This is a genomic window from Streptomyces sp. NPDC048603 (assembly GCF_043199475.1).
In the GTDB taxonomy this organism is placed as follows: Bacteria; Actinomycetota; Actinomycetes; order Streptomycetales; family Streptomycetaceae; genus Streptomyces.
The window spans coordinates 641,573-653,965 of record NZ_JBICVY010000003.1; the positions used below are offsets into that span (position 1 = coordinate 641,573).

13 protein-coding genes are annotated in these 12,393 nt (G+C 72.4%); 8 read left to right on the forward strand and 5 right to left on the reverse strand.

Features of this window, described 5'->3' with window-relative positions:
- Positions 1-66 precede the first annotated feature (66 nt).
- Positions 67-1,188: a DUF5937 family protein gene (locus ACGFQ9_RS09655; protein WP_393573032.1), complete on the reverse strand. Its 1,122-nt coding sequence runs from the start codon at positions 1,186-1,188 to the stop codon at positions 67-69.
- Positions 1,189-1,289: 101 nt separating this feature from the next.
- On the opposite strand from ACGFQ9_RS09655, the gene ACGFQ9_RS09660 reads away from it, so the two are divergent.
- Positions 1,290-1,490 (forward strand): hypothetical protein, encoded by a 201-nt coding sequence (locus ACGFQ9_RS09660; protein WP_393572888.1) that lies wholly within the window; start codon positions 1,290-1,292, stop codon positions 1,488-1,490.
- 183 nt (positions 1,491-1,673) lie between these two features.
- On the opposite strand, the gene ACGFQ9_RS09665 is transcribed toward ACGFQ9_RS09660, so the two are convergent.
- Complete coding sequence (locus tag ACGFQ9_RS09665) at positions 1,674-2,804, reverse strand: threonine aldolase family protein (protein WP_393572890.1); 1,131 nt, start codon at positions 2,802-2,804, stop codon at positions 1,674-1,676.
- 165 nt (positions 2,805-2,969) lie between these two features.
- Between ACGFQ9_RS09665 and ACGFQ9_RS09670 the strand changes: the two genes are divergently transcribed.
- Genes ACGFQ9_RS09670 through ACGFQ9_RS09690 form a run of 5 tightly spaced genes read left to right on the forward strand, consistent with a single transcriptional unit; the run spans position 2,970 to position 8,591 of the window.
- The gene (locus ACGFQ9_RS09670) at positions 2,970-3,881 is read left to right on the forward strand and encodes a Rossmann-like and DUF2520 domain-containing protein (protein WP_393572892.1); all 912 of its coding nucleotides are present in this window, start codon (positions 2,970-2,972) and stop codon (positions 3,879-3,881) included.
- Positions 3,878-4,969, forward strand: coding sequence for a pantoate--beta-alanine ligase (gene panC, locus ACGFQ9_RS09675; RefSeq protein ID WP_393572894.1), 1,092 nt, complete (start codon positions 3,878-3,880; stop codon positions 4,967-4,969). The genes ACGFQ9_RS09670 and panC overlap by 4 nt, the downstream gene beginning before the upstream one ends.
- On the forward strand, positions 4,966-6,768 hold the full coding sequence (locus ACGFQ9_RS09680; protein WP_393572896.1) for an L-aspartate oxidase: 1,803 nt from the start codon (positions 4,966-4,968) through the stop codon (positions 6,766-6,768). The genes panC and ACGFQ9_RS09680 overlap by 4 nt, the downstream gene beginning before the upstream one ends.
- Positions 6,769-6,770: 2 nt before the next feature.
- A complete protein-coding gene (gene nadC / locus ACGFQ9_RS09685; protein WP_393572897.1) occupies positions 6,771-7,778 on the forward strand; it encodes a carboxylating nicotinate-nucleotide diphosphorylase in 1,008 nt (335 codons plus the stop codon).
- 3 nt (positions 7,779-7,781) lie between these two features.
- The gene (locus ACGFQ9_RS09690) at positions 7,782-8,591 is read left to right on the forward strand and encodes a type III pantothenate kinase (protein ID WP_393572899.1); all 810 of its coding nucleotides are present in this window, start codon (positions 7,782-7,784) and stop codon (positions 8,589-8,591) included.
- A gap of 491 nt (positions 8,592-9,082) precedes the next feature.
- Here ACGFQ9_RS09690 and ACGFQ9_RS09695 read toward each other — a convergent pair whose 3' ends face one another.
- From ACGFQ9_RS09695 to ACGFQ9_RS09705, 3 genes are read right to left on the reverse strand one after another with little or no spacing between them, the layout of a single operon-like run.
- The gene (locus ACGFQ9_RS09695; RefSeq protein ID WP_393572901.1) at positions 9,083-9,358 is read right to left on the reverse strand and encodes a hypothetical protein; all 276 of its coding nucleotides are present in this window, start codon (positions 9,356-9,358) and stop codon (positions 9,083-9,085) included.
- Entirely contained in the window at positions 9,355-9,522 is a 168-nt protein-coding gene (locus ACGFQ9_RS09700) for a DUF397 domain-containing protein (protein ID WP_393572903.1), read from the reverse strand. Before ACGFQ9_RS09700 ends, ACGFQ9_RS09695 begins: the two co-directional genes overlap by 4 nt.
- 14 nt (positions 9,523-9,536) lie before the next feature.
- Complete coding sequence (locus tag ACGFQ9_RS09705) at positions 9,537-10,388, reverse strand: helix-turn-helix transcriptional regulator (RefSeq protein ID WP_393572905.1); 852 nt, start codon at positions 10,386-10,388, stop codon at positions 9,537-9,539.
- 198 nt (positions 10,389-10,586) lie between these two features.
- Here ACGFQ9_RS09705 and ACGFQ9_RS09710 point away from each other — a divergent pair, with 198 nt between their 5' ends.
- Together ACGFQ9_RS09710 and ACGFQ9_RS09715 are read left to right on the forward strand one after the other, a co-directional pair.
- A complete protein-coding gene (locus ACGFQ9_RS09710; protein WP_393572907.1) occupies positions 10,587-11,051 on the forward strand; it encodes an ATP-binding protein in 465 nt (154 codons plus the stop codon).
- A gap of 811 nt (positions 11,052-11,862) precedes the next feature.
- Positions 11,863-12,339: a CAP domain-containing protein gene (locus tag ACGFQ9_RS09715; protein WP_393572909.1), complete on the forward strand. Its 477-nt coding sequence runs from the start codon at positions 11,863-11,865 to the stop codon at positions 12,337-12,339.
- Positions 12,340-12,393 lie beyond the last annotated feature (54 nt).

A 12,393-nucleotide genomic window follows, 5' to 3' on the forward strand; every position in this document is an offset into this window, starting at 1 on the left:
GATGAACGCGTCGTTGCAGAACGGAAGTTGGATCTTCGCTTCCCGTTCCGTGGCCGTCCCGTGGAACTACCGGAGGATGCCCTCGATGAAATCGGATCCGATCCGCGCCACTATGGACAGATCCAGTTGGTGCTGGACATAGCGCCCCTGGCGGTGGGTGCGGAGCAATCCGGCCTTTTTCAGCACCGACAGGTGCCGGGAAACCTCCGGCGCGGTGATCCCGTACACATTCGCCAACTCACCCGTCGTATACGGCGCCCGCGCCAGGCTCCGGCACAGCCGCATCCGCATCGGGTGCGCGAGCGCCTCCATCCGGCGCTGCAGCAGGTCCACCGAACCTGCCCCGGCGGCGAGTTCGGCCGAGGGCGAGGCGAGCGGGTAGTGCACCACCGGACGCCAGCCGGGCGCGTGCAGGACCAGCAGGTGCGGCCAGCCGAAGTGGGTGGGGACGAACACCAGGCCCTCCCCGACGGCCGGATCGGTGGCGGTGGCGGTCCCGTTCACCATCTTGTCGGCGGTGATGACCGTGCCCGCCTCGTCGACACGGAGCGCCGCCGACACCTCCTTCAGCGCTGCCGCCAGCCCCTTCCGGTGCAGCACCAGCGTCTTGTGCCGGGCGTCGGCGGCCTGCTGCGGCTGCACCCGCCGCCAGGTCTCGGCGAAGAACGCCGCGTCGCACTCCTCCAGCAGCCGGCGCAGCCACACCCGTACGGCAGCGGTGTCGTCCAGCAGCCGCGCGGAGAAGTCGAGCTGCCGCGGGCCGCGGGCGGCGGCCGCCTCCAGGGCCCTGGCGCGGGCGGCCGGGTCCTTCAGCGGGGAGGGCAGTCCGGCGTCGTAGCGGGCCAGCGAGCAGTGCTCGAGAGCGGACATGACGAACCGCTCGTCGTCCATCCCGTCCAGTACGTCGAGCTCCTCCGCGAGCGTGGCGCCGGGCAGGCCGGTGCCGCCGGGCACCCCGGCGAAGGCCATGAAGATGTCGGAGAAGGAACTGCGCCACAGGAACTCGGCCTCCAGCAGCCGGTCCGCCAGACACGGGTCCAGCGCCGCGGAGGTGGCCGTGGTCCAGGAAGTCAGGCCGGGGTGGTGGGCGGGCTGCGAGAGCGCGTGCAGGGCCATGGACAGCTCGGCCAGCGGCGAGGGCGAGAAGGAGATCCGCCCGGCGGGCAGGTCGGCGATGTCGATGGTCACGCTCACCGGCCCATTCTGTCCCGGGCCCACGGACCGGCCGCCGATTGACACCGGCCGTCAATCGACGAGCGGAACGGCGCCGACCGGGTGAGGGTGGAGTCATGACCGCGATAGAGCAGTACCTCATCGACAGCTATCGGGCCACCCAGCACGGCGACCCGGTGCCGCCGCCGCCCGGCCGGGACGACATCAGCGCCCTGCGCGCCACCCGCTCCTACGAGCAGTGCCGCGCAGTGCTCGAAGGCCGCCCGGCCGCCCACCCCTGGCGCGCCGCCCTCCACCGCCTCCTGCCCCACCACTGACCTGCCCCCGCGCGGGCAGGCGTCCCTCCGGTGTCCCCCCCCGTGTCCCCCCGTGTGTGGGCAGGCGCGCCCCCCGTGTGGGCAGGCGTCCCGCAGGGCGGGACGGGTGGGCACACGGGACACCGCCCCCCAGCGTTCGCACCCCCGCCCGGCCGAAGCCCCCCGCAGCCCCAGGCCGCACCCCTACACGAGGGCCACGAAGTCCGCCACCGCGGACCTGACCTCCTCAGGCGTCCAGTCAAGCCCCGGCCCGGTCACCGTCACCTCGGTCACCGCCACCCCCGGAGCCCCGTCCGCCCACCACGTGTGGAACAGCACCGTCCCCGTCTCCTCCGCCTGCCGCAGCGCCGCCTCGGACAGCCGGTCCGCCTCGTACGGCAGCCACACCTGGAACTCGTGCGTGTGCGGCACCTCCGGATGCACCCGGAACCACGGCACCCCGGCCTCGGCGAACCCCTCCGCCAGCGCCTCCGCGACGACCCGGGCCTGCGCCACGTACGACGGCAGCCTCGGCAGCTCCTCCTCCAGCCCGGCCAGAGCCGCCAGCGCCTGCGGGAACTGCCGGAAGATCTGGCCGCCGTACCGGTGCCGCCACACCCGGGCCTCCTCCACGAACCCGCGCGGCCCGGCCAGCGCGGCCCCGCTCAGCCCGCCCAGCGACTTGTAGAAGGAGACGTACACGCTGTCCGCCAGCCCGGCGATCTCCGGCAGCGGCCGCCCCAGGTGCACCGTGCTCTCCCACAGCCGCGCACCGTCGAAGTGGACCACCGCCTCCCGCTCCCGGGCGGCCTCCACCAACTCCTCCAGCTCCTCCCAGCAGGGCAGCACGAAACCCGCGTCCCGCAGGGGCAGCTCCACCATGAGCGTGCCGAACGGCTCCGCCAGCTCCCGCACCTCATCCGCCGTGGGCTGCCGCCGCTCCCGGGTCGGGTACGTGGTCCGCAGCCCCGACACCGCCGACAGGGCGCCGCCCTCCCACATCTCCGGATGGCTCAGCGGATGCAGCGCCACGAGCGGGTTCCCCGTCCGGCCCGCCCAGCAGCGCAACGCCACCTGCTGGGCCATCGTCCCCGAGGGGAAGAACGCCGCCTCCTCCGTGCCCAGCAGCTCCGCCACCCGGCGCTCCAGCTCCGCCACCACCCCGTCCCCGTAGACGTCCGCCGGCCGTTCCGGGCCGTACGCCCCGGCCGCCCCGGTCAGCCGTTCCAGCAGCTCCCCGACGCTCGCCGCGGGCGCGGCCCGCCGCAGCACCCGGTGCGCCCCGCGCCAGGCCGCGGTCCGCCGCTCCTGGGTCTTCCTGTCCTCATCGCTCATGCCGCCGATCATCACCCCGGTCCGGCCCCGCCCGCCCCTTCATTTCCGAGGCCGCCGCGGACCGCCCCGGTCCGGCCTGAACAGGGGCCGCGCACCCCCCAGGGGCTAGCATGGCGACGTATCGTCCGGTACCCCTCGCGGACTGGAACGGAAGGCCCTCCCCGCGTGAACGCAACACAGCAGGCCCGTCCTGCCCGGCTCACCGTCGGCGTCGTCGGCGCCGGCCGGGTCGGCCCCGCGCTGGCCCGCGCCCTGCAACTGGCCGGACACCGGCCCGTCGCCGTGTCCGGAGTCTCCGACGCCTCCCGGCGCCGCGCCGAGGCCATGCTGCCGGGCGTCCCGCTCGTGCCCCCCGCCCAGGTGCTGGAACTCGCCGATCTGGTGCTGCTCACCGTCCCCGACGACGCGCTGCCGCCGCTCGTCCAGGGCCTCGCGGAGACCGGAGCCGTCCGGCCCGGACAGCTCCTCGTGCACACCTCCGGCCGGTACGGCGCGGCCGTCCTCGACCCCGCCCGCCGGGCCGGCGCCCTGCCGCTGGCCCTGCACCCCGCCATGACCTTCACCGGGACCAGCGTCGACGTGGACCGGCTGGCCGGCTGCTCCTTCGGCGTCACCGCCCCCGACGAGCTGCGGCTCGCGGCCGAAGCCCTGGTCATCGAGATGGGCGGCGAGCCCGAATGGATCGCCGAGGAGTCCCGCCCGCTCTACCACGCAGCCCTCGCCCTCGGCGCGAACCACCTGGTCACCCTGGTCGCGCAGGCCATGGAACTGCTCCGCGCCTCCGGCGTCGAACACCCCGACCGGATGCTCGGCCCGCTGCTGGGCGCCGCCCTCGACAACGCCCTGCGCTCCGGCGACGCCGCCCTCACCGGACCGGTCGCCCGCGGTGACGCCGGCACCGTCGCCGCGCACGTCGCCGAACTGCGCAAGCACGCCCCCGGGACCGTCGCCGGTTACCTGGCGATGGCCCGCACCACCGCCGACCGTGCCCTCGCGCACGGCCTGCTCAAGCCCGAACTCGCGGAGGACCTCCTCGACGTCCTCGCGGACGGAGGGGACGGAGGGACCGAAGGATGACGAACCCGACCACGCAGGCCACCGATGCCACGCAGGCCACCGAGGGCACGCAGGCCCCCCAGGCCACCGGGGCCGCGCAGGCCACATCGGCCAGGCCGGCGGTCAAGCTGATCGGCACCGGAGCGGAGCTGTACGTGCTGCCGCGCCGGGGCGCCCGTACCGTCGTGATGACCATGGGCGCACTGCACGAGGGCCACGCCACCCTCATCCGTGCCGCCCGCGAGCGCGCCGGCACCGACGGCCAGGTCGTCGTCACCATCTTCGTCAACCCGCTGCAGTTCGGCGCGAACGAGGACCTCGACCGCTACCCGCGCACCCTCGAAGCCGACCTCGCCCTCGCCGGGCAGGCCGGCGCCGACGCCGTGTTCGCCCCCGCCGCCGACGAGGTGTACCCGGGCGGCGAACCCCAGGTCCGCGTCACCGCCGGCCCCATGGGCACCGTCCTCGAAGGTGCCACCCGACCCGGGCACTTCGACGGCGTCCTCACCGTCGTCGCCAAGCTGCTCCACCTCACCCGGCCCGGCGTCGCCTTCTTCGGCCAGAAGGACGCCCAGCAACTCGCGCTGATCCGCCGCATGGTGACGGACCTCAACTTCCCCGTCGAGATCGTCGGCGTCCCCACCGTCCGGGAGACCGACGGCCTGGCCCTCTCCAGCCGCAACCGCTACCTCTCCGAGCCGGAGCGGCACACCGCCCTCGCCCTCTCCCGCGCCCTGTTCGCCGGGCAGGACCGGCTCGCCGCCCAGGCCGCACTGGCCGCCCGCGCCGAGTCCCACGGCTCCTCCGAGGCCCGCGCGAGCGCCCTCGCCAAGCTCGGCGAGACCCGTGCCTCCGCCGACGCGCACGCCGTGTCCATGGCCGCCGCCGGACTGCCCGACGCCGTACGGGCCGCCGCCCGGCACGTCCTCGACGACGCCGCGCACGCCGACGTACCCCTGGTGCTCGACTACCTCGCGCTCGTCGACCCCGCAGACTTCACCGAGATCCCGGCCGACCACACCGGCCCCGCCGTGCTGGCCGTCGCCGCGAAGGTCGGCACCACCCGGCTGATCGACAACATCCCATTGGAGTTCGGAGCACACGCGTGAGCACCTCGTCAGGCACAGCGAACACCGGAGCCGGAACCGGAGCCGGAGCCGGCACGGGCACCGGCATACGGCTGCACGCCCCCGCCCCCGGCTGGGCCCTGGAAGCCGACGTCGTGGTCGTGGGCTCCGGAGTCGCCGGCCTGACGGCCGCGCTCCGCTGCGCCGCCGCCGGCCGCCGCACCGTCGTCGTCACCAAGGCCCGCCTCGACGACGGCTCCACCCGCTGGGCCCAGGGCGGCATCGCCGCCGCCCTCGGCGAGGGCGACACCCCCGAGCAGCACCAGGACGACACCCTCGTCGCGGGCGCCGGACTCTGCGACGAGCCTGCCGTACGCCTCCTCGTCACCGAAGGCCCCGACGCGGTCCGCCGGCTCATCGACACCGGCGCCGAGTTCGACCGGGACGCCGACACCAACGAGATAGAGCTGACCCGGGAAGGCGGCCACCACCGCCGCCGCATCGCCCACGCCGGCGGCGACGCCACCGGCGCCGAGATCTCCCGCGCCCTGGTCGAGGCCGTGCACGCGGCCGGCATCGAGACCGTGGAGAACGCCCTCGTCCTCGACCTGCTGCAGGACGGGGAGGGCCGCACCGCCGGCGTCACCCTGCACGTCATGGGCGAGGGCCAGCACGACGGCGTCGGCGCCGTCCACGCCCCCGCCGTGATCCTCGCGACCGGCGGCATGGGCCAGGTCTTCTCCGCCACCACCAACCCGGCCGTGTCCACGGGCGACGGAGTCGCCCTCGCCCTCCGGGCCGGCGCCGAGGTCTCCGACCTGGAGTTCGTCCAGTTCCACCCCACCGTGCTCTTCCTCGGCCCGGACGCCGAGGGGCAGCAGCCGCTGGTCTCCGAGGCCGTACGCGGCGAGGGCGCCCACCTCGTCGACGCCGACGGGGTCCGCTTCATGGTCGGACAGCACGAACTCGCCGAACTCGCACCGCGCGACATCGTCGCCAAGGGCATCATGCGCCGCATGCAGGAGCAGGGCGCCGCGCACATGTACCTGGACGCCCGCCACTTCGGTGCCCAGATGTGGGAGAACCGCTTCCCCACCATCCTGGCCGCCTGCCGCACCCACGGCATCGACCCCGTCACCCAGCCGATCCCGGTCGCCCCCGCCGCGCACTACGCCAGCGGCGGCGTACGAACCGACACCCGCGGCCGCACCACCGTGCCCGGCCTCTACGCCTGCGGCGAGGTCGCCTGCACCGGCGTGCACGGAGCCAACCGGCTCGCCTCCAACTCCCTCCTGGAGGGCCTGGTCTTCGCGGAGCGCATCGCCGCGGACATCACGGACATCGCGGAGAACGCCCCCGCCGCCGGCGGCCCCGGCATACCGGTTCCCTCCCGCGGCCCCCTCCTGCCCCCCGAGGCCCGCTTCGAGATCCAGCGGATCATGACCGACGGCGCGGGCGTCCTGCGCTCGGAGCACTCGCTGCGCGGGGCCGCCGACGCCCTCGAATCCCTCTACGCCGCCGCGCTCTACGACCTGGAGATCCACGGCAAGACGGCCGAGCCGGGCGTGGACACCTGGGAGGCCACCAACCTGCTGTGCGTGGCCCGGGTCCTGGTCGCCGCCGCCCTCCGCCGCGAGGAGACCCGCGGCTGCCACTGGCGCGAGGACCACCCCGACCGCGACGACACCGCCTGGCGCCGCCACCTCGTGGTACGCCTGTCCCGTACGCAGAGGCGCGCGCTGGTCGTGACCGAGACCGAGACCGCGGACTTCCCGCCGACGCGTGCGCCCGCCCGTACGCCCGTACGCCCCACCCCGAGTCACCCGAGCCAGGAGTCGTAACCGTGAGCACCCCCGAACTCCCCCTGATCGAGCCCGAGAACGAAGGCGGCTGCGGCGACGGCTGCGGCTGCGGCGGCGAGGAGTCCGGCCTGGACCCGGCTCTGGCGCAGCTGCTGGAGGACGCCGGCCTGGACCCGTACGAGGTCGAGGCGATCGCCGAGATGGCGGTGTCCGAGGACCTCGACGGCGGGGTCGACGTCACCACCGTCGCCACCGTCCCCGAGGAGGCCGTCGCCGTCGCCGACTTCACCGCCCGTGAGGCGGGCACCGTCGCCGGCCTGCGGATCGCCGAGGCCGTGTTCTCCGTGGTGGCCAGCGACACCTTCGAGGTGGAGCGGCACGCCGAGGACGGCGACCGGGTCGAGCCCGGCCAGGTGCTGCTGTCGGTCACCGGCCGCACCCGCGACCTGCTGACGGGCGAGCGCAGCGCGCTGAACCTGCTCTGCAGGCTGTCCGGCATCGCCACGGCGACCCGCCGCTGGGCGGACGTACTGGAGGGCACCGACGCCAAGGTCCGCGACACCCGCAAGACCACCCCCGGCCTGCGCTCCCTGGAGAAGTACGCCGTACGGTGCGGCGGTGGCGTCAACCACCGCATGTCCCTGTCGGACGCGGCGCTGGTCAAGGACAACCACGTGGTCGCCGCGGGCGGGGTGGCCCAGGCGTTCAAGGCCGTACGGGAGGCGTTCCCGGAGCTGCCGGTGGAGGTCGAGGTCGACACCCTGCACCAGTGCCGCGAGGTCATGGACGCGGGCGCGGACCTGATCCTGCTCGACAACTTCACCCCGATGGAGACCGAGGAGGCCGTGATCCTCAACCGCGGGCACAACAAGGGCCGCGCGGTGCTGGAGTCCTCGGGCCGGCTCACCCTGGAGAACGCGCGGGCGTACGCGGAGACCGGCGTGGACTACCTGGCGGTCGGCGCGCTGACCCACTCCTCGCCGATCCTGGACATCGGCCTGGACCTGCGCGAGCCCGGCGAGCCCCGCGAGTCCCGCGAGGCGGTGTAACCGATGCTCCTGACGATCGATGTGGGCAATTCCCACACCGTCCTCGGCCTGTTCGACGGGGACGAGATCATCGAGCACTGGCGGATCTCGACCGACCCGCGGCGTACGGCCGACGAACTGGCCGTACTGATGCAGGGCCTGATGGGCATGCACCCGATGCTCGGCAGCGAGCTGGGCGACGGGATCCACGGCATCGCGATCTGCTCGACGGTGCCGGCGGTGCTGCACGAGCTGAGGGAAGTGACGCGCCGGTACTACGGCGACGTTCCGGCGGTGCTGGTCGAGCCCGGCATCAAGACCGGTGTGCCGATCCTGACGGACAACCCGAAGGAGGTCGGCGCCGACCGCATCATCAACGCCTGCGCGGCGGTGGAGCTGTACGGCGGCCCGGCGATCGTCGTCGACTTCGGTACGGCGACCACGTTCGACGCGGTCTCCGCGCGGGGCGAGTACGTGGGCGGCGTGATCGCCCCCGGCATCGAGATCTCCATGGAGGCGCTGGGGGTACGGGGCGCCCAGCTGAGGAAGATCGAGCTGGCGCGGCCGCGGAACGTCATCGGCAAGTCGACGGTCGAGGCCATGCAGTCGGGTGTGGTGTACGGCTTCGCGGGCCAGGTCGACGGCGTCGTGACCAGGATGGCGAAGGAACTGGCGGGCCCGAACGGCGACCCGGACGACGTGCGGGTGATCGCCACGGGCGGCCTGGCACCGATGGTGCTGGGCGAGGCCTCGGTGATCGACGACCACGAGCCGTGGCTGACACTGATCGGGCTGCGGCTGGTGTACGAGCGGAACGCGCCGAACTTCGCCTGAGGCAGGTGGGGTGGGGCGGGGTCGGGTGGGGTGGGGCGGGGGCTGGGCAGGGCCGGACTCCGCCTTGGCCGAACCAGTCGGCTGGGCGGGGTGGGGTGCGCCGGGGCTCCGCTGGGTCGGGAGCGAGAGGGTGCCCGGGGGCTGCCCGTCAGTCCCAGTGTCATTCCGCGCCGGCCGCCGGCGTCAAGGGCGCGACGTTGTCGCGTCGCTTCGCGATTCCGCTTCGCTCCACCCTTGACACCGACGTCCGTCACGAAACGACAAGGACTGTCGGGCGGCCCCCGGGGGGATGGCATAGGGGGGACCTGCGGGTCCTGAAGCGGTGGCGTTGGCGGGCACGAGCGGCGGCTGCCGCTCGGCCGGCCGCCCTTCGGGCGGGCGCGGAATCGAAGACGATCAGATCTACGTAATCCAGCTCGGTCTCACGCGCACCAGATCGCTACGCGCTCCTGCCGGGATGGCGGCCGACGGGCCGTGGAGGGTTGTCGGTGTCAGGGGAGGCGGTGGAGGTCGTAGAGGTATGAGCGGTCGTTCTTGAAGCTGCGCCAGACGGTGGCGGGCGGTTCCGGTTCGTCGCCCCGGTTCTCCAGGGGGTGGGCGGTGACGAGACCGTCGGGAAGTTCGCAGTGCCAGCCGTCGGTGGGGGACCAGACGCACCACACGTGTCCGTCGGTTCGGCGGTACGCGGGTCGGCCGTGGCGGTCGCCGTCGCGTTCGAAGTCGTAGCGCAGGCCGTCGACGTGCCGGACGAAGGAGAAGACGGTCATCGGCGCAGGGCCCGGAGGAAAGCGGTCCAGGCGGCTGGGGTGAGTGAGACGACCGTCCAAGTGCTGTCGGCCACATCGATCGAGTCGGTCCGCTCGGCTATGTGAACGCAGGCGTCCCCCTCGCCGCAGTAGGAGGACTTCCGCCAGTCGGGACGATCGGTCATGGTGGCTCCTTCGCTCACAGGGCTTTTGCGATGCTGTGGATGAAATCCCGGCTGTCATCAGGTCCGAGGGCGGCGCGTTCCATGCGATCGAGCAGGATGCGGTACTTGGCCAGTTGGGCCTCTGCGTCGAGATAGACCGGGCCGTGGGACTGGTCGAGGTGGACCGTGTCCAGTTGTGGGACGGGGCCGGTGGCATAGCCGATCGACTGGCCGGCTCCCGGGAACGCTCCGGCGTCGAAGGGAATCACCAGTACCTGGATGTGGCTCCGCTCGGTCATCTCCAGCAGATGGTTCAGCTGACCCTTTGCCACGGCCGTACCGCCGAACTTCATCCGCAGTGCCGCCTCATGGACGATCGCCGTGTAGGGGGTGGGGTCGGGGCGGTAGACGACTTCCTGCCGCTTGATGCGGTGCGAGACCCGGTGCTCGACCTCCGGAGGGCTGAGCTCGGGCACCACCTGGCGGAAGACCTCCCTGGAGTGATCGGCCGTCTGCAACAGCCCGGGGATGTGGACCGTGTACGCGTTCCTCAGCGTGAGGGCATGGTGCTCCAGCTCCGCCAGGTCCAGGAGTCCCGGGGGGAGGATCTCGCGGTACTGCTCCCACCAGCCCTTGGTGCGGTCACCGGCCATTCCCGCCAACGTTTCCACGAGCGCGCCGTCGGTAGCCGAATAGGCCCGCGCCATCGCCCGTACGCGTTCGGGGCTGACGCCGAACCGCGCCGTCTCGACGTTGCTGAGTTGCCCCGAACTGGTGCCGATCGAAGCGGCCGCCTCGCTGGCGGTCATCCCCGCCTTCTCCCGGAGTTTCCGCAGCTCGGTCGCCAGACGGACACGGCGGGCAGTTGGTGCCGGACGCCCTGCCACGTAACTCCTCCTGACTCCACGCCCAGTGGTCCCTCACTCACACGAGGGATTTACGCATCGAACTCCATGGGAAAGCCGCAATGAATCTTTGCGACCCTCTAGCCTGGGGACAGGCAGCCTCGCCTGGAAGTACCCCGCTCGACGGAGCGGCATGGTCACCGGGCCGACATGAACATCCCTCCGTGATCGGAGACTTCCATGCCTGTCACCGTATCGCCAACGTGGTCGTACACCCTCCAACTTCCCCAGGATCCCCGCGCCCCGGGCATCGCCCGCCGCACCCTCCGCTCGGTCCTCGATGTCCATGCGATGGGCGCGCTCGCCGACACGGCCGAGCTCCTCGCAGGCGAACTGGTCACCAACGCCTACCTCCACTCGGACGCCCCGTACACCCTCCGTCTCCGGGCCATGTCCCCCGACCGCCTCCGCATCAGCGTCTGGGACACCAACCCACACATCCCCGCACCCTTCGGCACCGGCCTCCCGCACCTGCCCGCCGCCCTGGGCGAATGCGGCCGTGGTCTGTTTCTCGTCCACTCGTACGCCGACAACTGGGGCGCCTATCCCCTCGGGGGTGGCGGCCTCTACGGCGACGCCGGCGGGAAGCTGCTATGGACAGAGTGTGGATCTCAACTCGGCGACTTCAGAAGGCCTTTCGCGTGAGTCAAGAACCCCGCGCCGTCTCTCGCCATCAGCCACGGAGACGATCCGTCGCCATTCCGGCAGGAGCGCGTAGCGATCGTCGGCGGCCTATGTCCAGCTCCCGGCGGCCCGCATCCGCTGAGAAAGAGGAGCGCGTAGCGATCTGGTGCGCGTGAGACCGAGCCGGCTTACGTAGATCTGATCGACTTCGATTCCGCGTCCGCCCGGATGGGCGGCCGGCCGAGCGGCAGCCGCCGCTCGTGCCCGCCAACGCCACCGCTTCAGGACCCGCAGGTCCCCCCTATGCCATTCCCCCGGGGGCCGCCCGACAGTCCTTGTCGTTTCGTGACGGCCGTCGGTGTCAAGGGTGGAGCGAAGCGGAATCGCGAAGCGACGCGACAACGTCGCGCCCTTGACGCCGGCGGCCGGCGCGGAATGACACTGGGACTGACGGGCAGCCCCCGGGCACATCCTGATTCCGTCCGAGCAGAGACCGCCAATTCGCCTTCGCTGCAGCCCACTTGCGCATTCCCGTCCGCCCCGTCCCGGCGTCCTTCCCGCAGCCCCCGGTAGCCGCTCCCGCCGCCCGGACATACGCTGGCGGGGTGGAGGCGGCCATGTGCCGCCCGGAGGCGGCCAATGTGCCGCCAGATCAGAACACCGAGTCGCCGGTGGCGGATTCGTCGCCATCGAGCATGCCGGCTGTGCTGCCCCCTTCCATGACGGTCGTGAATCACGCCGGCACTCTCCGCTGTTTTCGTGCGACCAGCGACCAGGAAGTCGCGATCAGGGAGTCGCAATGAGAAGACTTTCTCGGGCACACCGTCGAGCCATGGCCATTGCGGCGACGCTGATGGCCGGAGGCATGGTGCTGGGGACGGGCACAGCCGCGTCGGCCGGCGTCTCGGCCGGCCTTCCCGGCCAGGTCACCCCTGCCGACCAACAGGCAATGCTCAACGAAACCAACGCGATCCGAGCGCAGAACCAGGCGCCGCCCCTCACCTGGGACGCCGCGCTCGCCTCCGGCGCGCAGTCGTGGGCCGACAACCCGGCCTCACACTCCAGTGGCCTCCAACACGACAGCAGTTTCACCAACGGCGCCGAGAACATGTCGAGTGTCGGGCCCAGCGGCGCGGTTGCGCAGTGGGCCGGCGAGAAGGCCGCGTACGACGCGGCCGGCCCCAACTGGGACACGAGCTCCACCGGCTACAAGACGCAGTGGGGCCACTACTGGAACATGGTCCAGAAGAACTACACGAAGCTGGGCTGTGGTGCCACCACCGGTGTCACGGTCTGCCGCTACCAGTGACCGGCCATACCCGCCATACCCGGACGACATAGACGTACTCCCGGTCCGGCCGCA